Raw genomic sequence first — 23,592 nt, 5'->3', positions numbered from 1 at the left:
GTCACCCCGTCATCGCGGCGTCAGAATATCGACAACGGCGCCAATCGCCGCATTCTGCAAGGCTTGCGCCTGCGGGTCCTTTTCCTCGTCGGCCGGCTTATCCGCCGCGCTGGCGGGCGCGCCCTGCAAGGCGGCGGCGGCAATCTGCTGATAATCGGGGTCGTCGACATCGGACCGGGCGGCGATCCGGCGATCGGGGGCGACCGGCTCGTTGCGGATGCGCCCGTCGACCAGCAATTTCTGTTCGGGCGACAGGGCGGTGGGCGATGGCTTGGCAAATTCGGCCGACCGCGTCTCGATCACCTGCGCGCAGCGCGTTGGCGACTCCCTGTCGGCCGCGCCCGGATCGCACCGGTCTTGCCCATCGACTGCCTCGACCGCACCAGTGCGCCCCTGCGCCGGGGAAGAGAGCGGCGCGCTGGGCTGGGCGGTCGGGCCGCCGCGATAGAGCTGCGTCACCGGCTCACCATCCTGAACGGGCGTTAGCTGCCCCACCGCCTGCACGGACTGCCGGCGGTCCTCGGTCCGCACCGGGTCCGCCAGCATATCGGTCCCTTCCTCGCGCCAGGTGACGATATCCTCAGGGGGCAGCACCGGTCCCGCATGCGCGCCCTTGTCGCTGATTTGCTCGACCTCTCCCGCCGCCCGGGCAGGCTCGCCGTCGATCACGCTCACCTGCGCGGCCGCAATCGGCGCCGCCAGCATCAGCGATGCGATCGTCAGTCCCGATAGTGTTCGACCGCCCGTCATCGCCGCCTCTCCATGGCGTTATTTGCTGCCGACACCGCCGCTCTGATGGATGGCGATGGCGCTGCCGCCCTGCTGCTGCACGCCCAGGTCGGCATTGTAATTGCCCTCCTGCGTCCAGGTCAATTGATTGCCCGCGCCGGTCTGGCTGGCGGTCATCGCATTATTGTCGCCCGTCTGCGCCAGCGTCGCCTGATTGTCGCCGCCATCCTGCGTCAGTGCGACCTGATTGCCATTGCCGGTCTGCGCGATCGTCGCCTGATTGCTGCTCGCGGCCATCGCGCGCTGCTGCACCACGGCGCTGTTGCCATGGCCGACCTGCGCCAGCGCCAGCATATTCTGGCCTGCACCCTGCTGTGTCACGCGCGCGGCATTATCATCGCCGCGCTGGGTCAGGGCGGCTGCGGCCGCTTCGCCACGCTGCTCGACATGGGCGATATTGCGCGCGCCGTCCTGCGTGATCCGGGCCGCCGCGCGCGGCGCCGCCTGCACCGAAGTCGCGCGATTATAGGACCCCACCTGCTCGATATAGACGCTGCGCCCGGTCGATGCCGGTATCTCCAGCATATAGGGCAGGCTGGGCGCGGGGACGCCGGACTGCGCTTCGCCAGCCTGCGCCGCCAGTGCGCCTGCCAGAGCCAGCGCCAGCAGCGCCGCCATGCCGAATTTCCCCATCACAGCCTCCTTCAGGTAAAAAGCGACCCGCCGGCCCGCCCGATCATGGGCGGGCCGGCGGGCCTTGCGTTTACATCGCGCCGGCCGAACCCTGGACGACCGTGGCGCTGTGGCCGTTGCCGCTCTGGTTGACCCAGCTGTTGTTGAGGTCGCTCGTCTGGGTGACGGTCGCGCTGCTGCCGCTGCCCGACTGGATCACCGACGAATAATTGTCGGCGCCGTCCTGCGTCACTTCGGCCAGATGGTCCGATCCCGACTGGTCGATGAACGACTCGTTCGACACGCCGCCCTGCGTCAGTTCGGCCCGCTGGTCCTGGCCGCGCTGGGTGATGGTCGACATGCCATCATCGCCATTCTGCGCCACCGACGCATATTGGTCCGATCCGTTGAGCGCGGTGCCCTGGTCGATCGAGGACGTGTTGCCATCGCCCACCTGGTCGACATAGGCGGCCTGGCTCCAGCCATATTGCGTCACGGTCGAGCTGTTGCCGTTGCCGCTCTGGTCGACATCGGCCAGATGCGAACCCAGCAGGCCCTGGTTGACCGAAGAGCTGTTGTCGTCGCCGCTCTGGTCTACCAGCGCATCCGACAGCGCCCCCGCCTGGGTGATGACCGACTCATTGCCGCTCCCGCTCTGGTCGACATCGGCATAATGCGCCGCGCCCAGCGAACCGCCCTGGGTGATCTGCGAGTCATTGTCGTCGCCGGTCTGGCGGACGGCCGCGTCCTGCAAGCCGCCCGACTGGCTGATCCGCGAGCTGTTGCGGTCGCCGCTCTGGAACACGCCGCGCACGGTCGCATCGTCGCCCGCATCATTGGCGATGCCGCCCTGCGTCACCTGCGACTCATTGTCCTCGCCGGTCTGCTCGACATTGGCGGTGTTGAGGCCAAGGCCGTTCTGCAAAATCGACGATTCGTTCAGCGACCCTTCCTGCGTCACGATCGCGACGTTGGAACCGGAACTCTGAATGATGCCCGACTGGTTGGTGTCGCCGCTCTGGCTGACATTGGCATCATTGCTGTTGCCCGCCTGGGCGATGGTGGACGTCAGGTCCGTGCCCTGCTGGTCGACGGTCGCGTCGTCATTGTCGCCGGTCTGCAAAATGTCGGAGCTGTTGCCATCGCCATTCTGCGTCACCTGCGCGTCGGCATTGTCATTATACTGGCGGACCCGCGAATAAGCGTCGCCGGTCTGGTCGACGGTGGCGCTGTTATTATCGTCGCTGGCGTTGCTGCCGCCGCCGGTGCCATTGTCCTGCAGGACGATGGATTCAGCGCCATTGCCGGCCTGCGTCACGGTCGCCGCATTATTGTCGCCGCCCTGGGTGACGGTGGAGGAGGCGCTGGACCCGGACTGGGTGACGGTGGCCGTCGCGTCCGTGCCGGTCTGCGTCACGGTGGAGCCATTATTCTGCGCCAAGGCCGGAACCGCGGCCAGGAAGGCAAGCGCCGAAGCGCTCGCAAGAAGGATGCGCTGCATGATCTTATCCCTTTATCTTGTGCGAAAGGAGGGACCAGCGCCGCGATTCTGCGGCGCTGGTCCCCTTTCCGATCACATGCCCTGCGTGACAGTGGCCGTGTTGTTCATGCCGGTCTGGTTGACGACCGAATTGTTCATGTCGCTGCTCTGCGTGACGGTCGCGGTGTGACCCGAACCCGACTGCGACACCCAGGACTCGTTGGTGCTGCCGCTCTGGTCGACCGTGGCTTCGTTCAGCGCACCGTCCTGCATCACCGTGGAGATGTTGTCGTTGCCGCCCTGATCGACGCTGGCGAAGTTACCCGAGCTTGCGCCCGCGACCAGCGTGTTGGTCTGCGAGATGCTGCTCTGGTTGTTGTCGCCCGACTGATTGCTGCTCGCTTCCATCAGACGCGCGCTGATGGTGGCGCTGCCGCCGAACTGGTCGATCGTGCTGCGGTTGTTGCTGCCGCCCTGCTCGATCGAGGCAGTTGCAACGCGCGGATCGGGACCGCCCGAAGGGTTCGGAGCATTGCCGACGCTCTGGTTGATCGACGCAAAGTTATCATCGCCGATCTGGTCGATCATGGCGTCGGACAGCTGGCCGGCCTGTGTCACATAGGCTTCGTTGCTGTTGCCCGACTGGTTGACGCCGACCATGCCGGTATTGTCGCCAGCCGAATTGTCGAAGCCCGACTGGACTACGTCCGACAGGTTGTTGTCGCCCGACTGGTCGACATTCAGATCGCCCGACGAACCGCTCTGCGTCGCATAGGACTGGTTGTTGTCACCGCCCTGCGTGATCAGCGCCTGCTGGCCATTGGTCTGGAACGGGTTGCCGTCATTGCGGCCCTGAGTCAGCTGCGACACATTGTTCGAGCCATCCTGATCGACGGTCGCGATCGACCCGTTCGACGTCTGGTTGATGGTCGAATCATTGTTGTTGCCGCCCTGGGTGACGGTGGCGGTGCCGCCCGCGTCGTCCAGCTGGTTTACGGTCGAATCATTGCCGTCGCCGCTCTGCAGCACATCGGCGATGCTGTCGGCACCCTGCTGGTTCACCGACGAATAGTTGACCGCGCCGCTCTGGGTAACGGTGGCGTCATTGCCGCCGGTGCCGCCCTGCGTGACATAGGACGTGTTTTCATAGGTGGTGCCGGCCGAACCGCCTTCGGGTGCGCCATCGACGCCCTGGCTCACATTGGCGATATTGTTGTCCGACGTCTGATAGAGGCTGGAAAACTGGCCGTCATCCGCCTGCGACACCGACGCGAGGTTGCTGCTGCCCGACTGGACGACCGTCGAATCATTGGTGGTGCCCAGGAAGGATGAAGTCTGCGTCTGCGCGACGGTCGCTTCATTGTCGCTGCCGGTCTGCTGGACTTCCGACGTCTGGGTCGGCGCGACGCCGGTGCCATCGTCATCCTGCGTCACCGAAGCGGTGTTGCCCGCGCCGGTCTGCAGGACGTTCGAATAGCTGCCGGTCGCGCCGGCCTGCGACACGGTGGCGTCGTTGTTCGCATCTTCCTGCGTCACGAACGACACGTCGTTGGCGCCGCTCTGCGTCACCGATGCGGTCTGGCTGTCACCCGACTGGGTCACGGTCGAATCGTTGCTTTGCGCGAAAACCGGGGCCGCTGCCAGCAGCGCCAAGGCCGAAACCGAAGTATAGATGGTCCGTTTCATGGTTGTCATTCCTTTTGAAAAGGGCGATAACCATGCTGTCCCGAAGTAAACCTACTTCAGGGCCGCATGATTGGTGGCACATTCATTCACTCATGCTCGCCCGTCGGAGCTTCCACCTCCGGCGGGCGAATGTTCGCCTGGTTCTTGTCATGGTCCGGGGAACACCAGGCGGTCCCCCGCACCTTTTGAAACGCTGACTGCCTGATGGCGGTCAATCGTCTCGTTTAACGACCCACGCCCGGCCCTCCCTGCTTGGCTTTGCTGGAGGATTTGGGCATTTCCGTCATCGGCACCGCGCGTGGCTTCATCTTCATCGGCGCAGCCTTGCGCGCGGTATCCATTGCCGCTTCCACCTGTTTGGGCGTGAAGACGCCGTCGCGCTCCTGACGGTAGCGCCACAGCATCGGCCAGCCCGCCTGGGTGTCCGCGAAATTCCACAGGTTGAGGTCAATGCCCTCCATGACGAGGCCATAGACCGCCTTCTCGATCGCCTGTTGCAGGGCGATATGATCGGGCTCGTTCGTCGTCATGCCTACTTCCGCCTCCAGCAGCTCCTTGAAGCCGACAAAGCGGAACGCCGACGCGCCCAATGACTGCGACGCGATCGTCTTGGACGCGGTGACGGTGGTCAGCACCTCGCCGGTGCGCACCGAAATGGCGCGCAGATAGACCGTCACCGTATCCTGCCGATACTGCGTGCTGGCGCCGATCCCCAGGAACGAAGCGCCCGCGCCGCCCGTCACCGTATTGGTGTCGAAACTGATGATCCCGCCTTCCAGCAGCACGCCGGCAAACAGCATCGCCGGCAACGCCTGCGGGTTGACGTTATTTTCGCCCAGATAGCGTTCGCGCATCTCGCGGATGATCTGCCGTTCGTTGAGCAGATTGCGCAGCTGCTCACGCTCGACGATCGTGAACCATTTGCGGTTGCCCGCATCCTGCAACGCCCGCACCAGGATCGACGCAGCGCCCTGCGTCACCGCGCGCGACAGCGTCTGCGTTCCCCCTTCGCCAACGCGATACTGGCCGGTCTGGTCGGAAAAATTATAGACGGCGATCGCCACCGGCCGCTGCGGCGGCGGCAATTCCATCAACTGCCGCTGCGCCTGCGTATAGCGGGGATAAACCGCCATCGGGTTCATCGAGGGAATATCGTCCCGCCCCGTCGTCGCCAGCGAATTGCATCCGCCCAGCAGCAGCGCCGCGCTCGTTGTCAGGAATATCTGCCTCAACATGCAAAGAGCCCCCGCCCCTTCTTCAGTTCACATCGACGAAGGTCGGCACCACGATGGTCGTGGTTTCGCCCGTCGCCTCGGTGAAGATGTTGATCGTCACCTCTTCCAGCCCGCGCACGAAATCGATCGTCTGCCCGCCAAAGCTGATCGTTCCGCTTTCCTGCGGGTTTTCGCCGAAGATCGCGTCGACCAGCTGGGAAGACAGCGCCGACAACAGGCGCGACTGCAATTGCCGTGCGAAAATATCCGCCTGCGAAGACGACGTCGCCGTCTTCGGGTCGCGATAATCATTCTGCGCATTGGCCGTGCCCAGGATGTGCGCCGAATTGAAGGGATTGCCCCCGAAGGTCGGGCTGATCGGTGAATGGACCAGATCCTGTGCGCTGGATGCGCAGGGATACCCCAGGCACAACAGTGCCAGTGTCGAGACTACTAACCTTTGCACGCCCCACTCCCACGAAGGCTATGAAGTAACTCGACCCTGTTATTAAGGCTTCGTTAATCCCCTGCCGGGTGAGTCGCATCTACCATTTGGTATATACCGTTCGAAATATGTCCGGCTGTTCCGCATTGGGGCAGTCCGGCCGGCAAATATTTACGCGCGCCCCTTTTCGTCGGGCAAACAGATGATCGGGATCGACAATATCTTGCGCACGATGTCGACCTGCCGCGTGCACTCCATCTTCGCCGCGATCGCCTTCACCTGGTTCCGCACGGTGCCGACGCTGGTCGACCGCTGCTCCGCGATCGCGTCCAGGTCCAACCCGCGCGCCAGTGCGGTGGCGATCTCCGCTTCCGCGCGCCCCAGCCCGTAAAGATCGCGCAGCATGTCCCCCGCGACTGTCGCGCGCTGTTCCGTATCGGTGATAAAGGCGACCAGCGCCTCATTGCATCCCAGCAGGCAGCGCGCGAGCAGCATGACATAGGGCGATGCGCTCAGTCGCTCGATCCGCGTCATGCCGACCGCAGGCGCCTGCGCGCCGCTCAGGCGGGCAAAGAGCTGGCTGATCCGCATCATATTGTCCGGGCGGCTGGCCGACAGCTTGCCGCCGCCGACCTGCAATTCGCTGCTGCCCTCCAGCATCCGCTCGCCATAGCGATTGGCAAAGACCAGATGCGCGTCCGTATCGAAAATGAACATGCCGGTGCAGGTCAGGTCGACCAGCCCCTGCAACGCCTCATGCCCTTGGCCGATCGCTTCGAACGCGTCGGTGAGCAGCGCCAATTCCGCAGCCCCCTCATGCTCGCCCGACAGCAAGGCATCCGCGTCATCCTCGATCGGCGAGCCATGTGGCGTTGCCATGGGGTCAGGCGCGGACCGACCAAAAAAGAGCCGGTTGATGCCACGCGGCTCACCCGTCGCGCTTCCATTCGCCGTTATGGCGTTCGCCGCCATGGCGTTCGGCTGCGCCCCGACGACGCGTCGCGCCAGATGCCGCTCCAGCGCGTTCGCCAATCGCGATATACCCGATGATGGGTGATCCTCGACACATGCAGGTGCAATTGCACCCGCCCATAGGCGCTCGTTTCCGGACTTGTCTTGCAAAGTCCACCCCTCCTTGAATTCAAGACTTCGCGCCACCTGCGTCCCGCAGCACGAATGTCTTGCCCGGACCAATTCCATCGGCCCGGTTATTATGCCCGCATATCGCATCGTCTGTACGATTGGTCAAATATACTTAATGGCCATGACACCAACTCGGGCCAAGGCCTCAATGACCGGACTTTCGGCAAACCACGGAAAAAAGCTGGCGTCGGTCTGCCGACGGATCGATCAGGCGTGCGGCAACAACAGGCTCGAATCACCATAGCTGTAGAAGCGATAGCCCTGCGCGATCGCATGGGCATAGATCGCCTGCATCCGCTCGCGCCCCATCAGCGCGCTGACCAGCATGAACAGGGTCGATTTGGGCAGGTGGAAATTGGTCATAAGCCCATCGACCGCCCGGAAGCGATAGCCCGGCGTGATGAAGATCCGCGTTTCGTCGGCAAAGGGGCGGATCACTCCATCCTCCCCCGCCGCGCTTTCCAGCAGCCGCAGCGACGTTGTGCCCACCGCGATCACCCGGCCGCCCGCGGCGCGCGCGGCATTCATCCGATCAGCTGCCGCCGCGTCGATCCGGCCCCATTCGGCATGCATGCGATGATCCTGGGTATCCTCCGCCTTGACCGGCAGGAATGTCCCCGCTCCGACATGCAGCGTCAGTGTCTGCGTCAGCACGCCCGCCGCCGCGATCGCGTCCATCAATTCGGGCGTGAAGTGCAAGGCCGCGGTCGGCGCCGCCACCGCGCCATCCTCGCGCGCGAACATCGTCTGATAATCGCTGCGATCCTGCTCGTCGGTCGGCCGCTTGCTGGCGATATAGGGCGGCAAGGGCATGGTCCCGGCCCGTTCCAGCAGGATTTCGACCGGCTCCGCGCCTTCGAAATCCAGCGTCACGCCGCCGTCGGCGTCACGCGCCCCCGCAATCGCGGTCACGCCAGCGCCAAAATCGATCCGGTCGCCGTCCCGCACCCGCTTGGCGTTGCGCAAAAAGGCCTGCCATTGCCGCAGCCCCAGGCGCTTGTGCAGCGTCGCGCCGATGCGCGCCTCGCCCCTGCGCCCCTCCAGCTGCGCCGGGATCACCCGCGTATCGTTGAACACCAGCATGTCGCCCGCCCGCAACAGCGACGGCAGGTCGCGCACGATGCGATCGTCGACACCGCTCGCTCCCGCCGCGACCAGCAGCCGCGCCGAATCGCGCGGCGACGCGGGCCGCAGCGCGATATTGTCCGGCGGCAAATCGAAATCGAACAGGTCTACGCGCATGGAAACGCTTTCAGGCGCGATCGCCGCTTATTGCGCCGGCGGTGTCAGCGGGCCGGATGGCAACGCGTCGGGCGCGGCCGGGGCAGTAGGCGCGACCGGAGCCGTCACCGGCGGCTTGCCATCGCTCTCGATCGACGCCTGCAGGATCACCGTCGGACTGGCCGGCGGCTCGCCCTGCGCGATGGCGTCGACATATTGCATGCCTTCGATCACCCGGCCGAAAACCGTATATTTCTTGTCCAGCTGCATGCGCGGTAGCAGCACGATGAAGAACTGGCTGTTGGCGCTATCCTCGCTCTGCGCGCGCGCCATCGACACGGTGCCGCGCAGATGCGGCATCGGATTGAATTCGGCCTTCAGGTCCGGCAGCTGCGATCCGCCGGTGCCATCACCCTTGGGGTCGCCGCCCTGCGCCATGAAGCCGGGAATGACGCGATGGAATTTCAGGCCATTGTAGAAACCCTCCCGCGTCAGCGTCTTGATCCGCTCGACATGGTTGGGCGCGATATCGGGGCGCAGCTGGATGCGCACCCGCCCGCCGCTCGACAGGTCCAGGTCCCACACATTTTGCGGGTCGACCGGCACTGTCGCGGGCGGCAATTGCGGCGTACCCGAATCTTCCAGCGACTTGGCATTTTCCTGCGCGCGCGCGGCGGTTTCGGCCTTCTTGAAATCCTCGCCCTGGCCGCCACCGCCCCCGCCACCTTGAGCAAAGGCCACGCCGGACGCGGTCAGGGCGAGTGTGATCGCCATGGTCTTGAGCGCGCAAGTAAAACGCATGAGGCAGAACTTCCTTGATCCTGTGTGCCGACAAACGGGGCCGTCATTCCCCGCCCTGATAGCGCGCTGATCGCGATTGGCAACTGAACCCAGCCTGAAACGACGCCGGGGGCAGCCGCCTCAGCCCTCGCCCTTGCGTCCGATCCGCGCCACCCGCGCCTCGACTTCCTCGCGCACGCACGGGCTGACGAATTTGTGGATCGGCCCGCCATAGAGCGCGATTTCCTTGACCAGCCGCGATGCAATCGGCTGCAACGACACGTCCGCCATCAGGAATACGGTTTCGACCCGGCCGTTGATCTGCTGGTTCATGCCCGCCATCTGATATTCATATTCGAAGTCCGCGACCGCGCGCAGCCCGCGAATGATGACGCTGGCGCCCTGCGATTCGGCAAAGTCCATCAGCAGCGAATTGAACCCGACCACGCAAATGTCGCTGTCGATGCCGGCACATTCGCGCCGCACCATCTCCAGCCGTTCCTCGTCGGAAAACATCGGCGACTTGGCGATATTGGTGGTGACGCCGATGACCAGCCGGTCGACCAGTTTCGCGCCGCGCCGGATGATGTCCATATGCCCCAGCGTAATGGGGTCGAACGTGCCGGGATAGACGCCGATACGCTGCTTGCTCATGGGCTTAGCGGTCCCTTTCCACGATATAGTCGGCAATCGCGCGCAGCAGGTCGGCCTCCGCGCCATGGGTGCGCAGATGGTCCTTCGCCTGGTCGACCAGCATGTGCGCCCGTTCGCGCGCGGCCTCGACGCCCAGCAGCGATACGAAGGTTTCCTTGCCCGCCGCCGCATCCTTGCCCAGCGCCTTGCCCGCCAGCGCCGCATCGCCCTCCACGTCCAGCAGATCGTCGGCAATCTGGAACGCCAGGCCAATGTCGCGGGCATAACCGTGCAGGCCGGTGCGCGCCTCCTGCGGCAGGCGCGCCATGATCGCCGCGGCCTCGACGCAGAAACAGATCAGCGCCCCGGTCTTGAGGTTCTGCAACCGCGTGACCGTCGCCAGGTCGAACCGCGTACGCTCCGCCTCTAAATCCATCATCTGCCCGCCGGCCATGCCCGCCGGCCCGCTGCACGTCGCCAGCGCCTTGACCAGTTCGATGCGCACGAACGGATCGGGATGCGTTTCCTCATCCGCCAGCACCTCGAACGCCAGGTCATGCAGGCAATCGCCCGCCAGGATCGCCGTCGCCTCGTCGAACGCCTTGTGCACCGTGGGCTTGCCCCGGCGCATGTCATCATCGTCCATCGCCGGCAGATCGTCGTGGATCAGCGAATAGACATGGATGCATTCGATCGCCAGGCCGACCCGCAACGCCGATTCGCGCGAAATGTGGAACAGGTCGCACGCCGCCTGCACCAGCAGCGGGCGCAATCGCTTGCCCCCGCCGATCGCGGCATGGCGCATCGCTTCATACAGCCGCGCGCGCGCATCGTCGGGCACGGCCAGCAAGCGGTCGAAGCCCTTGTCGATCTGCGCTGCAACATCGCGCGCCCGCGCCAGCATGTCCGTGACCGCGCCCCCGCCTTCGGTCATCAACCTCAGTCCGCGCCAAAGGGCTGGGCGCCGGTCACCGCGCCATTGGCGTCGAGCGTCAGCTTGGCGATGCGCGCTTCGGCCGCCTGCAACCGGTCGGCGCAGCGTTTGCGCAATGCCTCGCCCTTGGCATAGAGCGCGATCGATTCGTCCAGCGGCACGTCCCCGCTTTCCAGCCGGCGCACAATCTGCTCCAGCGCGCGCAGGGCGTCCTCGAAGGACAAAGACGACGGATCGGGGGACATTTCCTCAGCCATGGCCCTGCATTGGCCGCGCCCAACGCCCCGGTCAAGTGCGCAGCGCCTCCCGTCCAGCCCGGCGGCGCTTTCGACATCGTTGTCATCATCGCGTCATGACGTCATTTCAGGGGACATGGCGGTTATCCCGTGCTTTTGCGTTGACGGGACATGTTGCACATGCACATAAAAGGATCGCTATGAAACTTCATCTCCCCATGATCGCCTTGGCCGGCGTCGCCCTGCTGTCGGCCTGCAACAAGAATGACGAACCCGAAGTCGTGGGCGGCCCCGCCGACCCGATGGCTGACCAGCTCGCCAACGCAGCGCCGGTCGAACTGCCGCCTTCGGTCAAGGCGACCAAGCAGTATCGCTGCAAGGACAACAGCCTCTATTTCGTCGACTTCATGACCGACGACAAGACCGCCAATTTCCGCACGAAGAAGGGCGGCGAGCCGACCCAGCTGAAGGCGGCCGAAGCGGGCCAGGCCTTCACCGCCGAAGGCGGCTATGAAGTGTCGGGCCAGGGCGACGAGGTAAAGATCACCGTCCCCGGCAAGAGCGCGCAGAGCTGCCACGTCTGATCGACGGACGCTTTTCGTCTGACAATTTCAGGGCCGGTCCTCGCAAGAGGCCGGCCTTTTCCTTGTCCGGCGTTGCCTGGCCTTATGCGCGCCGCTCGCCCACTTCGACCGGGTCTGGGCCAAAGCGATTCGGCCCGCGCGTGCCGCCGATGATGAAGAAGATGAGCAGCACCAGCCCGCCCAGTATCGGGATGAAACCCAGCAGCAGCCACCATCCGCTGCGATCCGTATCATGCAGCCGCCGCACCATCACCGCCAGATGCGGGATGAAGATGCCGAGCGCGAACAGGCCCGTGAGCGGCCCGCCATGGGTGCGGTAGACCGCGCTCGCGCTCCATGGTCCGGTCTGCACCCATCGCTCCGTCACCGCCAGGCCCAGCGCCGTTTCCAGAATCGACAGCGCGATCATCGCCAGCACCACGAACAGCACGAACATCCAATATTCGCGCGGCCGCGCCCGCCCGCTGAACCGTGCATAGCGCCGCAGCGGCAATATCATCCAGTCCCATGCAGTCATGCGCGTTCCCCTTCGTGCGTCATCCGCATCACCCCTAGCATGAAATGCGCCCCGCGCCGCCTTGCCATTGTGAATCCGCGACGCCCTCGCTAAAGGCGCGGGCATGTCCAGCACCGCCACCCAGATCACCCCGGAAGTCGTCGCCGAACATGGCCTCAGCCCGGAAGAATATGACCGCGTGTTAAAGGCGATCGGCCGCGAGCCGAACCTGACCGAACTCGGCATCTTCTCGGTGATGTGGTCGGAACATTGCAGCTATAAAAGCTCCAAGATCCACCTGATGAAGCTGCCGACCAAAGGCCCGCAGGTGATTTGCGGACCGGGCGAAAATGCCGGCGTCGTCGATATCGGCGATGGCCAGGCCGCCATCTTCAAGATGGAAAGCCATAATCACCCCAGCTATATCGAACCCTATCAGGGCGCGGCGACGGGCGTGGGCGGCATCCTGCGCGACGTGTTCACCATGGGCGCGCGCCCAGTCGCCAACATGAACGCGCTGCGCTTCGGCCGGCCCGATCACCCCAAGATGAAGCATCTCATCGCCGGGGTCGTCCATGGCATTGGCGGCTATGGCAATTGCGTCGGCGTGCCGACCGTGGGCGGCGAAGTGAATTTCCACAGCGCCTATGACGGCAATATCCTGGTCAACGCGATGACCGTGGGCGTCGCCGACACCGACAAGATTTTCTATTCGGCCGCCAGCGGCGTCGGCAACCCGATCGTCTATGTAGGGTCCAAGACCGGCCGTGACGGCATCCATGGCGCGACCATGGCCTCGGCCGATTTCGGCGAGGATAGCGAGGAAAAGCGCCCCACCGTGCAGGTCGGCGATCCCTTCACCGAAAAGCTGCTGATCGAGGCGTGCCTGGAACTGATGGCGTCCGATGCGATCGTCGCCATTCAGGACATGGGCGCGGCCGGCCTTACCTCCTCCAGCGTCGAAATGGCGTCCAAGGGCGGCGTTGGCATCCACCTCAAGATGGATGACGTGCCCCAGCGCGAAACCGGCATGACGACCTATGAAATGATGCTGTCGGAAAGCCAGGAGCGGATGCTCATGGTCTTGAAGCCCGGTCGCGAAGCCTTTGCCGAGGCCATCTTCCGCAAATGGGAGCTGGACTTCGCCGTCATCGGCCATGTCACCGACACCGGCCGCATGGTGCTGGAGCATAAGGGCGAGATCGTCTGCGACATCCCGCTCGCCCCGCTCGCCGACGACGCCCCGCTCTATGATCGCCCCTCCATGCCGAAGGATGACTATAAGGCATGGGCCAAGGTCGAACCCCTCGGCGACGTGCCGGCAAGCGCCGACATCGGCGCGGACCTGGTCACGCTGATGGGCAGCCCAGACATTGCCAGCCGCCGATGGATCTGGGAACAATATGACCATATGGTCGGTGCCGACACGGTCCAGCGCCCGGGCGGCGACGCCGCCGTGGTGCGCGTCCATGGCACGCAAAAGGGCATCGCGATCAGCACCGATTGCACGCCGCGCTATTGCTATGCCGACCCTTATGAAGGCGGCAAGCAGGCTATCGCCGAATGCTATCGCAACCTGTCCGCCGTCGGCTCGACCCCACTCGCCGTCACCAACTGCCTCAACTTCGCCAACCCGCAACGGCCTGAAATCATGGCGCAGCTGACCGGATGCCTGGAGGGCATGGGCGACGCCTGTCGCGCCCTCGACTTCCCGATCGTGTCGGGCAATGTCAGCCTTTATAATGAATCAAAGGCGACGGGTGGCGGCTCCGCCATCCTCCCCACCCCCGCCATCGGCGGCATCGGCCTGCTCGCCAATGTCGACATCATGGCGACCATTGCCTTCAAGAACGAAGGCGACGCCATCTGGCTGATCGGCGGCGAAGGCACGCATCTGGGCCAATCCATCTGGCTGCGCGAAGTCGCGGGCCGTGAAGCGGGCGACGCGCCTGCCGTCGATCTCGCCGCCGAACGCGCCAATGCCGACGCCGTACGCGCGCTGGTCGCCGCTGGCACGGTCAACGCCGTCCACGACATTTCCGATGGCGGCCTGCTTGTCACGCTCGCCGAAATGGCGCTCGCCGGCGACAAGGGCGTGGCGCTCGACACCATCCTCACCACCGCTTCGGCCTTTGGCGAGGACCAGGCGCGCTATGTCGTCACCGCGCCCGCCGGCACCGCCATCCCCGGCGCGACGCGGATCGGCACGGTCGGCGGCGACAGTGTCGCGGGCGTCGCCCTCGACACGCTGCGCAAAGCCCATGAAGGCTTCTTCCCCGCCCTGATGAACAACGAACTCTAACGTAAGATATCCTCGGCGGAAGTGTACCGACGAAGTTTTTGGCAAAAAGGTGCATCCTGATTTGGAGCAAAATCGTTGCTAAAGAAAACAAGTCAAGTTCTAGCAATAGCAAGCAGCGTCAAAAATCTTTGGCCAATAGTGATTAGCTTCGTAGGCGGGACTTTTACGGGTTGGGTAGGCAGCTGGTCCGAAGCATTGAAACCCTATGGTCTGGTCGCTTGGGTGGGCATTGGCCTGTTAGCGGCATTTCTCATTTCCGTTATCATTTTTGCTGGTGCCCTCGCATGGGAAACAATCGCGTCAGCAAAAGCGACTATTAAATGGTCAAAAGACGCTGAAGATATAAATCCGCTTTCGGAGTATTTTGAAAACCGTCGGATAAAACTGCTCGATATTGCCCATCCCGTTTCCAATTTAATTCGGAATAAACGCTTTTATAGTTGCGAATTGGTTGGTCCAGCGAATTTGATACTTCTTTTAGACAACACTATAGTCAGAAACAATTTTCATAATTGTGATTTTGTATTACTGAATACCCATAAAAATATACCAGCCTATGCTGCCACTGGGCTACAGAATTGCGATATAAGAAGCTGTGAAATTTTTAAATGCACGATTTATGTAGATTCTAATACACTCAATTATTTAAGGCAGGGAAGTCCCGATCTGCAAGTGTTATCCTATGAGCCTGGACAGTAGAATTTTATGATATCAGCCTCTTCTCAACTGGAAATTACGCGGATTTTTTGAAGTTTATCGCTAGTGGTTAAATCTCACATTGCATGAGATTTCCGACGCCGAAAATTTGACCCCACCCCGCGCAATCACCCGCGCCGGTAGATGAACTCCGCATCGGTCCAGTCGCCAACCTTGAACCCGTAATCGCCGACCTTCTCAAAGCCGCGCTTGGCGTAGAAGGCCTGCGCCAGCGCGTTGCCGGACCATACGCCCAGCCATTGCGGACCGGGAAAGGCTTGCGCCAGCAAGCCCTGCGCCGCCTCCATCAGCGCCCGGCCCACGCCCCGGCCCTGCGCGGCATTGAGCGCATAGAGCTGGTATAATTCCCCCTGCGCCGCCGACGCCTGCGGGTGCGGCAATTTGCAAGGGCCGGCATGGGCATAGGCGAGCAGCCGCCCGTCGCGCGCCTGCGCCACCCAGGTCGCATGATCGGGCGCAGCCAGTTCGCGCGCCACCGTCCCCTCGCCATAGCTATCCGCCTCGAACCGCGCCAGATCGGCGGGCGGATAGGGAATGGCGAAGCCGTCGAGAAACGTCTCCCGAAACGCGGCGAGCTTGAGCGCGGACAGGGCGGCCGCATCGGCCGGTTCCGCCCGCCTGATGGTCAGATCATCATGGGACATGGCCGCTGGATGCCAGTCTGCGCGCCCCCGCGCAACCGCTGCGCCCTCAACCCGCGCGCGTCACCCGCCCGAACAGAATCTGATAGGCGTCCGTGCCGCTCGCAGCATCGAACGCAGCCATAGCCGCGCGCAGCTGCGCCGGCGTCAGGGGCCTGCGCCCCGTTTCCGGCACCACCGCGCCGATGCCCTTCAGGTGCGCGATCAGCCCGCGCGCGCCGCCGCAGTCCAGCGGCACCCTCTCGTCAAAGGCGAAGCTGTCGTCATATGCCCGCAGCATCGCCCGGACCGCCTCCAGCGACGGATAGTCCGGCACCCCGGCCGCCACCTCGCACGCATCATGCGCCGCGCGCCAGGCGGCAAAACTGTCCTGCCCCATGGTCGAGAAGATCAGGCTTCCGCCCGGCGTCAGCAGGCTCGCCAGCCGCCCGATCGCGCCCGGCAGATCGTCAAACCACTGGAAGGCCAGGCTGGACAGGATAAGGTCGAACCACGGCCCCTCGAACGGCGGCGATTCCCCGTCCATCGCCAGGAATGTGCCGCCCACCAGCCCCTGCGCCGCCGCCCGGTCGAGCATAGCGGGCGACAGGTCGGTCACGACCAGCTGCGCGCCGGGCCAGCGCGCCTGAATGTCGCGGGTCAGCAATCCGGTGCCGCAGCCAATCTCCAATATGCGCACGACGCCACTCGGGCGTTGCCGCTGCGCCAGGTCCGCCACCAGCCGCGCGGCGAAGCGCTGCGGCCCGGCATGATCGTCATAATGCGTCGCCGCCGCGCCGAATGCATCGCTTATCCGTTGCTTGCGCCCCTCGTTCATGGCTAGGCCCCTTGGCAGAGCCGTTCGCCGCTGACCAGCATCTTCAAGGATTTCCCCATGCCCCCATCCTCCCGCATTCCCGCCATGGACGTTCTGCGCGGCTGCGCGGTCATGGGCATATTGTGGATGAACATCACCGCCTTCGCCCAGCCGCAAAGCGCCTATATCGATCCGGCCGCCGCCGGTCCGCTCAGTGCAGGCGACATCGCCTTCTGGGCGACCAGCCTGATCCTGGTCGATGGCAAGATGCGCGGGCTGTTCGCAATGCTGTTCGGCGCATCGATGCTGCTGCTGATCGACCGGGAGGAGATGGCCGGGCGCAACGGCGCCCGCACCCAGATGGTCCGCGCGGGCTGGCTGTTCGTCATTGGCGCGGCGCATTATCTGCTGCTCTGGTGGGGCGACATATTGACGCTCTATGCGCTCGTCGGGCTTGCCGCGCTGCGCTTCGTCCATCGCGACCCGATGCAGCTGGTCAAGGCCGCATTCCTGTTCTTCCTGCTGCATTTCCTGCTCGTCGCCGGCTATGTCGCGTCCTTCTACGCCTGGAGCCACGCCAGCGGCGGCACAGCGGGTTTCGCCTCCTTCGCCGCCAGCCTGTCCGACCCCGCCAGCCCCGTGGTCCAACGCGAAATCGCCCTGTACCGCGGCGATTTCCTCTCCATCCTGTCGCACAAGATCGTCGATCTGCCGCGCAGCTGGTCGCTGGGCTTCATGCTCAGCGCGCTCGAAACGCTCGGCTTCATGCTGCTTGGCATGGCCATGCTCAAAAGCGGCTTTCTCACCGGCCGCTGGGATGCGGATCAATATCGCCGCACCGCCCGCCATTGCTTCCTGATCGGCGTGCCGCCGATGATCGCGCTGGCGGCATGGGTCTGGGTCAGCGGCTTTGCCGCGCTGCCGGCGCTCGGCACCGCGCTTGCCTGGTCTTTCCCCTTCCGCGTGCCGCTGAGCGTTGGCTGGGCCGCGCTCATCCTCTGGCTCTTCACCCGCAATCCCGGCCATCCCCTCGCCTCGCGCCTGGGCGCTGCCGGCCGCCTCGCGCTCAGCAATTATCTGGGCACCAGCCTTCTCATGACCACCATCTTCTACGGCTGGGGCCTTGGCAATTTCGCCCATGTCCCGCTCGGCGCGCTGCCGCTGTTCGTCGCCGTGGGCTGGGCGGCGATGCTGCTCTGGTCGCAACCCTATGCCAATCGATTCGCCATTGGCCCCGCTGAATGGCTATGGCGCAGCCTGGTTCGCGCGCAACCGCAAAAGATTCGCAAGAGCAGCTGATTACTATTGCGACCTATTATCATATAGGCTATCTCTCCGTCACACTGGAGAGCATCGCATATGGTCGTCTGCGTTTGTAATGCCATTCGGGAAAAGGACGTGCGGGAAGCCGCGCGCAACGGCGCGGACACGCCATGCAGCGCCTATGCTCAATATGGCCGCCGCCCCAAATGCGGCCAGTGCGTATCCTTCGCCCGCACGATCATCGCGGCCGAGCGCGCGTCCGCCTGACACAAATGCAAATCATGCGCAGCCCATGCGCGCGAACCCGAAGCAATAGCATCGCAATAAATGGCTGATTTCTGCGGTTTTTCAGCTTAACAGCCGCTATCCGCCCCGCTATAGTCGCTCCGTTCCCGCAATTCGGAGTATAGCGCCATGAAGGGCGACGCCAAGGTCATCGAATATCTGAACGAGGTCCTCAAGAATGAGCTGACCGCGATCAACCAATATTTCCTCCATTACCGCATGCTCGACCATTGGGGCGTCAAGAAGCTCGCCAAGTTCGAATATGAAGAATCCATCGACGAGATGAAGCATGCCGACAAGCTGGCGGAGCGCATCCTGTTCCTCGACGGCTTGCCCAATTTCCAGCTGCTCGGCCGCCTCAAGATCGGCGAGACGGTGGAGGAAATCCTGAAAGCCGATCTTGAGCTGGAATATGAGGCGCTGCCGGTTCTACGCGAAGCGATCGCCCATTGCGAATCGATCCGCGATTTCGTCAGCCGCGACCTGTTCGACTATATCCTCAAGAGCGAGGAGGAGCATGTCGACACGCTGGAAACCCAGTTCGAAATGATCGAACGCATGGGCATCCAGAATTATATCCAGCTGCAAAGCCGACCCGTCGAGGACTGATCGCGGCTCCGACGCGCAGCTGGAGCATCGAGCCATAAATCTGACCCGTTCGTCCTGAGTAAGGACCGAGCTCGTCGAGGGCCTGTATCGAAGGACCCTTCGATACGCCGCTTCGACAGGCTCAGCGACTACTCAGGGCGAACGGAAATAAGTGATCCCGATTTTTACGCTCGGCGCTCTAAAAGGGGGCGTGCCTGGACAAGGCGCGCTCCCTTTGTCGTTACAGCAAGGCGTCGAGCAACCCGATCAGCGGCAGGTCCGCAGGCGGCATGTTCAGCGCATACATCTGCGCCGGCCGCTTCCAGCTGAGCGCGGTCGCATGGCGCGCCTCGGGCACCCCCCGCCATTTGCGGCAGACATAAAGCAGCAGCAGCAAATGCCGGTCGCCCAGCGCTTCGCTGGCGAAACTCGCGGGCGCCAGGCAGCTTTCCTGCGTCGCGATACCCAGTTCTTCCTCCAGTTCGCGCACCAGCGCGGCTTCGGGCGTTTCCCCCGCCTCCACCTTGCCGCCGGGAAATTCCCACAGGCCCGCCATGGGCTTACCCGGCGGGCGCTGCTGCAACAATACCCGCCCCTCGGCGTCCACCAAAGCGACAGCGACCACCAGCAGGGGAGAAAAAGACGTCATTTCAGGGGATACTCAAGGGCTATTTGTTAACCCTCCCCGCTTTACACATCTGTCCGGGACTGTCTGTAGCGAACTGGGGAAACGCATGCGCGGGCTTATCGACATCATCGCCCGACAGGGGCTCATCAAATGCGAACGCGGTGCCACGGCGGTCGAATATGGCCTCATCCTCGCGATGATCGTGCTCGCCATGCTGGTCGCTTTGTCCAACGTCGCTGAACGAACCATCCATATGTGGGACGACGTCGATAATAAGGTTACCAACGCTTAACCATAAGATTTTTACAGTCCCGACGACCATTAAACAATTTTCAACCGAAAGACGGTAGTTCGGTCATCGCTGACCACGAACAAATCAAACGGGGGCGGCGGGGTAGTTTTAGTGCGTATGTCCATCAAGGAGACATGAAATGCAGTTCGTCCGTAAGATGCTGAAGAATGAAAAGGGTGCCACCGCGATTGAATACGGCCTGATCGCCGCGCTTATCGCTGTCGCCGCCATCGGCGCCATGACCAGCCTGGGTGGCAACCTCAAGAACACCTTCAACAGCGTCAGCGACAACCTGGACCAGTAAGTCGCGACACTGACTGATTGAAAAAGGGCGGCGGACACCATGTCCGCCGCCCTTTTATATTGTCCTGATCGGGCCTCAGACGACGATCTTGACCTTCTGCCCCGGCCGCAGCGTCGCATTGGCGTCCAGCGCGTTGATCGTCAGGAACCGTTCCAGTTGAAGATCGCCATAGGCCATGCGCCGGCTCAAGGACTGAACCGTGTCGCCCGCCTTCACCGTCACTACGTCGATCCGGCGCGGCTTGATCGCCGCCGCATCCTTCGCCGACAGCCGCTCCACCGACTGCACCATGGACGTGAAGGGGCCAATGCCCCGCCCCGCCGGCGTCAGCAGCAGGAAGTGATAGGCCTTGCCGCCACCAAAATCATAGGCAAACACCGTTGCATCCACCTGGCTCGACTGGCTGGTCGCCCGCACCGTCCGCCATGCGGCCGGAATGCCGTTGATCGTCGTGCGGCTCACCGACCCGCCCGGCACGCCCTTGCCATCGCCCAGGGCGGCAAAGACGCTGTCGATATAGGCGCTCAAATCGCCGCGATAGGCGGCCGTCCCGAATTGCGCCTGCCCGCCGGACCCCGTGATCGACACGGCATCGCTGCCATTTTCCATCCCGAACCCGCTCGGCGCGGCAAAGCTCAGCCGCAGATCGGGGTGCCGGAACCGGTTGCCGTCGATCACCCCCTGCTTGGGATCGTCGCCATAGAGCACGCCATCCAGCGCGGCGAGAAACACGTCGCGATTGCGCGTCGTGCTGGTCGACCGCGTGGCCTGCGCCTCGCGCGCCGCGCGGTCGACGCGCGATGCGGGGTCGGGGTGGGTGCTCGCCCATTCCGGCATGGAACGCGCGCTGCCCGCCACCCGCGCGTCGAGATTGCTCTGCGCCGCCAGCGACGCCAGCATGTCGGACAGGGCGCGCGGATCATAGCCGCCCGCCGCCAGATATCGGATGCCCAGGTCATCCGCCTCATATTCCTGGCTGCGCGAAAATTTGAGCGTCAGCAATTGGCTGCCCGTGCCGATGCCCCGCTGGATCAGCCCGGCAAAGCCCGAATCGCCCAGCAACGCGCCAGTCAGCACCTGCAACAATGCGCCGCCAATCGCGTTGCGCTGCGCCGTCTTCTGCCGCCTCTGCCCATGCTGCGCGGCGACATGGCCGACCTCATGGCCCAGCACGCCCGCCAGTTCGGCCTCGTCATTCATCAGCGCCATCAACTGCCGCGTCACATAGACATAGCCGCCGGGGATCGCGAAGGCGTTGTTGACCGGGGAATTGAGCAAGGTGACGGTGAAGTCGCTCTGCGCATTGGACAGGCCCGACTGCACGGCAATGCGCCGCCCCACCGTCTCGACATAGCGCGCCTGCGGCCCGGCATAGGGACCGCCAAATTCCCTCAGCAATTCAGGATGTTGCTTTGCGCCCGACGCCTTGTCTTGCTGACTGATCGACGACACGGTGCGGATTGCCCGCTGCTGCCCGATCACCGCCGGCGCGCTCAAAGCCATCGCCAGCGCCGCGCCGGTGCCGCCCAGCGCCAAAGTCCACTTCATACACCCTCACCCCTGGAAGTTACGCCATTACCCTGACGTAACAAGCAACCCCGGCGGGACGTTCCGTGAAAATGTCGTCAGGCGATCAGGCGCCGATCGCCAGAAACTTGTCCGCCCGGTCTGTGCGCAGCGCATCGGCGTCCATCGCGTCGAGCGAGTCCAGTTCGGCCTCGATCGCCGCGCCCAGATTGGCGATCGCCTCGACCGGTTCGCGATGCGCGCCGCCCACCGGCTCGGCCACGATCCGGTCGATGACGCCCAGCCCTTTCAGATGCTGTGCCGTCACCTGCATCGCAGTCGCCGCATCACTCGCCTTGTCGGCGGTGCGCCACAGGATCGACGCGCAGCCTTCGGGGGAGATCACCGAATAGACCGCATGTTCGAACATCAGCACGCGATTGGCGGCCGCCAGCGCAATCGCGCCGCCCGATCCGCCTTCGCCCACCACCGCGGCCACCATCGGCACGCCCAGCTTCAGGCACGCCTCGGTCGATCGCGCAATGGCTTCGGCCTGGCCGCGCTCCTCCGCCTGCACGCCTGGGAAAGCGCCCGACGTGTCGACCAGCGTCACCACCGGCAAGCCGAAGCGGTCGGCCAGTTCCATCAGGCGGATCGCCTTGCGATAGCCTTCGGGCTTGGCCATGCCGAAATTGTGGCGCACGCGGCTTGCCGTATCGTCGCCCTTTTCATGGCCGATCACCATGACCTTGCGCTCGCCCAGCGTCGCGAATCCGCCCAATATCGCCTGATCGTCGGCAAAGGCGCGGTCGCCGGCCAGCGGCATGAAATTGTCGAACAGTCCCGCGACATAATCCTTGAAGTGCGGCCGGTCGGGATGGCGCGCCACCTGCGTCTTCTGCCACGGCGTCAGCTTGGCATAGGTGTCGGCCAGCAGCTTGGCCGCGCGCTGCTCCAGCGTCGCGATCTCGCCATCGATATTGATGTCGCCCACGCTCGCGGTGGCGCGCAATTCCACGATGCGCGCTTCCAGCTCCGCGATCGGCTTTTCGAATTCCAGAAAACTTACCATGGGCGATGGCGTTAAGGCGATGGCGGCGCGTCGTCAACGCGGCGTTGCGGCTGCCGCAGCGCCATTGTCGCTAAGGGGTGGCGCTGGTTCACCAGCTCGACCAGCCGGCGGCTATCGACATGGGTGTAGATTTGCGTCGTGCCGATATCGGCATGACCCAGCATGGCCTGCAAGGCACGCAGGTCCGCGCCCCCTTCCAGCAAATGCGTCGCAAAAGCATGACGCAGAACATGCGGGCTGACCCGTTCCGGCGCGATCCCCGCCGCCCCGGCCAGCGCCTTCACCAGTTGATACAGGCGAATGCGGCTCAAATGGCTTTTCCCCGACGGGAACAGCCAGGCGCTGTCCCCAGGCACATGGGCCAGCCAGGCGGATACCGCCGCCCGCGCCCGGTCGGAAATCGGCACCAGCCGCTCGCGCGCGCCCTTGCCCTTCAGGATCAGGAACGGGCGATCCGCCGCCAGCGCGCGGCGCGGCAGCGACACCAGTTCGGTCGCGCGCAAGCCCGATCCGTAGAGCAGCTCGATCAAGGCCGACAGCCTCAGGTCCAGCGGCGCTGGGTTTTCCGCCGCCAGCCGCTCGGCGATCAGCGCGAACAGCCGGTCGACCTCGGCGGTCGACAATATCTTGGGCAACGGCCGGCGCGTCACCGGGCGCGGCAGGGCGGCGGACGGGTTATCCGCCCGCAGCCCCTCTTCCTCCAGAAATCCGTAAAAGGCCCGCAGCGCCGACGCCTTGCGCGCCACCGACGATGCCGCCAGGCGCGCCCAAAGGGCCGCCAGCGTCCCCAACGCCGCCTTGTCCGCGCCGGCCAGTCCGCCCAGCAGGTCGCCCGCGCCGGTCAGGTCGGTGCGATAGGCCATCAGCGTGTTGCGCGACGCCCCGCGTTCCGCCGCCATCATCTCCAGAAAGCGGTCGATCAGGACGGCATCTTCCTGCCCCATA

Annotated in this window: 27 protein-coding genes; 8 read left to right on the top strand and 19 right to left on the bottom strand. The window is 64.0% G+C overall.

The genetic code is table 11. The features are described from left to right. Nucleotides 1-9 precede the first annotated feature (9 nt). From SAB01S_RS10495 to SAB01S_RS10440, 12 genes are all read right to left on the bottom strand, one after another. On the bottom strand, nt 10-750 hold the full coding sequence (locus tag SAB01S_RS10495; RefSeq protein WP_062732963.1) for a hypothetical protein: 741 nt from the start codon (nt 748-750) through the stop codon (nt 10-12). Nucleotides 751-768: 18 nt separating this feature from the next. Then, nucleotides 769-1,422, bottom strand: coding sequence for a hypothetical protein (locus SAB01S_RS10490; RefSeq protein WP_062732962.1), 654 nt, complete (start codon nt 1,420-1,422; stop codon nt 769-771). Nucleotides 1,423-1,492: 70 nt separating this feature from the next. Next, complete coding sequence (locus tag SAB01S_RS10485) at nt 1,493-2,902, bottom strand: hypothetical protein (RefSeq protein ID WP_062732961.1); 1,410 nt, start codon at nt 2,900-2,902, stop codon at nt 1,493-1,495. Nucleotides 2,903-2,974: 72 nt separating this feature from the next. Then, nucleotides 2,975-4,567: a beta strand repeat-containing protein gene (locus SAB01S_RS10480; protein ID WP_062732960.1), complete on the bottom strand. Its 1,593-nt coding sequence runs from the start codon at nt 4,565-4,567 to the stop codon at nt 2,975-2,977. 224 nt (nt 4,568-4,791) lie between these two features. Beyond that, entirely contained in the window at nt 4,792-5,802 is a 1,011-nt protein-coding gene (locus SAB01S_RS10475) for a CsgG/HfaB family protein (RefSeq protein WP_021225444.1), read from the bottom strand. Nucleotides 5,803-5,824: 22 nt separating this feature from the next. Continuing rightward, complete coding sequence (locus tag SAB01S_RS10470; RefSeq protein WP_245646456.1) at nt 5,825-6,247, bottom strand: curli assembly protein CsgF; 423 nt, start codon at nt 6,245-6,247, stop codon at nt 5,825-5,827. Between the two features lie 150 nt (nt 6,248-6,397). After that, entirely contained in the window at nt 6,398-7,258 is an 861-nt protein-coding gene (locus SAB01S_RS10465; protein WP_062732959.1) for a helix-turn-helix transcriptional regulator, read from the bottom strand. Nucleotides 7,259-7,576: 318 nt separating this feature from the next. Further along, nucleotides 7,577-8,611: a tRNA preQ1(34) S-adenosylmethionine ribosyltransferase-isomerase QueA gene (gene queA / locus SAB01S_RS10460; protein WP_062732958.1), complete on the bottom strand. Its 1,035-nt coding sequence runs from the start codon at nt 8,609-8,611 to the stop codon at nt 7,577-7,579. 27 nt (nt 8,612-8,638) lie between these two features. Then, nucleotides 8,639-9,391 carry a peptidylprolyl isomerase gene (locus tag SAB01S_RS10455; protein ID WP_062732957.1) on the bottom strand — a complete coding sequence of 251 codons (753 nt, stop codon included), beginning with the start codon at nt 9,389-9,391 and terminating at the stop codon, nt 8,639-8,641. Between the two features lie 120 nt (nt 9,392-9,511). After that, nucleotides 9,512-10,024, bottom strand: coding sequence for a pantetheine-phosphate adenylyltransferase (coaD, locus tag SAB01S_RS10450; protein WP_021225438.1), 513 nt, complete (start codon nt 10,022-10,024; stop codon nt 9,512-9,514). Between the two features lie 4 nt (nt 10,025-10,028). Beyond that, on the bottom strand, nt 10,029-10,937 hold the full coding sequence (locus SAB01S_RS10445) for a polyprenyl synthetase family protein (protein ID WP_062732956.1): 909 nt from the start codon (nt 10,935-10,937) through the stop codon (nt 10,029-10,031). A gap of 5 nt (nt 10,938-10,942) precedes the next feature. After that, complete coding sequence (locus tag SAB01S_RS10440) at nt 10,943-11,194, bottom strand: exodeoxyribonuclease VII small subunit (RefSeq protein WP_062732955.1); 252 nt, start codon at nt 11,192-11,194, stop codon at nt 10,943-10,945. 179 nt (nt 11,195-11,373) lie between these two features. On the opposite strand from SAB01S_RS10440, the gene SAB01S_RS10435 reads away from it, so the two are divergent. Then, nucleotides 11,374-11,757 (top strand): hypothetical protein, encoded by a 384-nt coding sequence (locus SAB01S_RS10435; protein WP_021225435.1) that lies wholly within the window; start codon nt 11,374-11,376, stop codon nt 11,755-11,757. A gap of 82 nt (nt 11,758-11,839) precedes the next feature. Here the strand turns inward: SAB01S_RS10435 and SAB01S_RS10430 are convergent, their stop codons facing one another. Beyond that, a complete protein-coding gene (locus SAB01S_RS10430) occupies nt 11,840-12,274 on the bottom strand; it encodes a DUF805 domain-containing protein (protein WP_062732954.1) in 435 nt (144 codons plus the stop codon). Between the two features lie 103 nt (nt 12,275-12,377). Between SAB01S_RS10430 and purL the strand changes: the two genes are divergently transcribed. Together purL and SAB01S_RS18455 are read left to right on the top strand one after the other, a co-directional pair. Next, nucleotides 12,378-14,555, top strand: a complete 2,178-nt coding sequence (gene purL, locus SAB01S_RS10425) for a phosphoribosylformylglycinamidine synthase subunit PurL (RefSeq protein ID WP_062732953.1) — start codon at nt 12,378-12,380, stop codon at nt 14,553-14,555. A 75-nt stretch (nt 14,556-14,630) separates the two neighbouring features. Further along, complete coding sequence (locus SAB01S_RS18455; RefSeq protein ID WP_157078320.1) at nt 14,631-15,254, top strand: hypothetical protein; 624 nt, start codon at nt 14,631-14,633, stop codon at nt 15,252-15,254. A gap of 125 nt (nt 15,255-15,379) precedes the next feature. Here SAB01S_RS18455 and SAB01S_RS10420 read toward each other — a convergent pair whose 3' ends face one another. Then, complete coding sequence (locus tag SAB01S_RS10420) at nt 15,380-15,916, bottom strand: GNAT family N-acetyltransferase (protein ID WP_062732952.1); 537 nt, start codon at nt 15,914-15,916, stop codon at nt 15,380-15,382. Between the two features lie 46 nt (nt 15,917-15,962). After that, nucleotides 15,963-16,730, bottom strand: coding sequence for a methyltransferase domain-containing protein (locus SAB01S_RS10415; RefSeq protein ID WP_062732951.1), 768 nt, complete (start codon nt 16,728-16,730; stop codon nt 15,963-15,965). Nucleotides 16,731-16,787: 57 nt separating this feature from the next. Here SAB01S_RS10415 and SAB01S_RS10410 point away from each other — a divergent pair, with 57 nt between their 5' ends. From SAB01S_RS10410 to bfr, 3 genes are all read left to right on the top strand, one after another. After that, nucleotides 16,788-18,008, top strand: a complete 1,221-nt coding sequence (locus SAB01S_RS10410; RefSeq protein ID WP_245646455.1) for a DUF418 domain-containing protein — start codon at nt 16,788-16,790, stop codon at nt 18,006-18,008. Between the two features lie 60 nt (nt 18,009-18,068). Continuing rightward, nucleotides 18,069-18,239 (top strand): (2Fe-2S)-binding protein, encoded by a 171-nt coding sequence (locus tag SAB01S_RS10405; RefSeq protein WP_021225428.1) that lies wholly within the window; start codon nt 18,069-18,071, stop codon nt 18,237-18,239. Between the two features lie 147 nt (nt 18,240-18,386). Continuing rightward, complete coding sequence (bfr, locus tag SAB01S_RS10400; protein WP_062732949.1) at nt 18,387-18,866, top strand: bacterioferritin; 480 nt, start codon at nt 18,387-18,389, stop codon at nt 18,864-18,866. A 220-nt stretch (nt 18,867-19,086) separates the two neighbouring features. Here the strand turns inward: bfr and SAB01S_RS10395 are convergent, their stop codons facing one another. After that, on the bottom strand, nt 19,087-19,494 hold the full coding sequence (locus SAB01S_RS10395) for a (deoxy)nucleoside triphosphate pyrophosphohydrolase (RefSeq protein ID WP_062732948.1): 408 nt from the start codon (nt 19,492-19,494) through the stop codon (nt 19,087-19,089). Nucleotides 19,495-19,579: 85 nt separating this feature from the next. On the opposite strand from SAB01S_RS10395, the gene SAB01S_RS10390 reads away from it, so the two are divergent. Beyond that, a complete protein-coding gene (locus SAB01S_RS10390; RefSeq protein WP_009821173.1) occupies nt 19,580-19,765 on the top strand; it encodes a Flp family type IVb pilin in 186 nt (61 codons plus the stop codon). Nucleotides 19,766-19,904: 139 nt separating this feature from the next. After that, entirely contained in the window at nt 19,905-20,069 is a 165-nt protein-coding gene (locus tag SAB01S_RS10385; protein WP_009821172.1) for a Flp family type IVb pilin, read from the top strand. A 75-nt stretch (nt 20,070-20,144) separates the two neighbouring features. Here the strand turns inward: SAB01S_RS10385 and SAB01S_RS10380 are convergent, their stop codons facing one another. From SAB01S_RS10380 to SAB01S_RS10370, 3 genes are all read right to left on the bottom strand, one after another. Next, nucleotides 20,145-21,617, bottom strand: a complete 1,473-nt coding sequence (locus SAB01S_RS10380; RefSeq protein WP_062732947.1) for a M48 family metalloprotease — start codon at nt 21,615-21,617, stop codon at nt 20,145-20,147. 85 nt (nt 21,618-21,702) lie between these two features. After that, a complete protein-coding gene (locus SAB01S_RS10375) occupies nt 21,703-22,647 on the bottom strand; it encodes an acetyl-CoA carboxylase carboxyltransferase subunit alpha (protein ID WP_062732946.1) in 945 nt (314 codons plus the stop codon). Nucleotides 22,648-22,658: 11 nt separating this feature from the next. After that, nucleotides 22,659-23,591, bottom strand: a complete 933-nt coding sequence (locus SAB01S_RS10370) for a tyrosine recombinase (protein ID WP_062732945.1) — start codon at nt 23,589-23,591, stop codon at nt 22,659-22,661. Nucleotide 23,592 lies beyond the last annotated feature (1 nt).

Origin of the sequence: Sphingobium abikonense NBRC 16140 (assembly GCF_001598335.1) — a bacterium.
In the GTDB taxonomy this organism is placed as follows: Bacteria; Pseudomonadota; Alphaproteobacteria; order Sphingomonadales; family Sphingomonadaceae; genus Sphingobium; species Sphingobium abikonense.
This window is presented reverse-complemented; position numbering and strand designations above follow the sequence as displayed.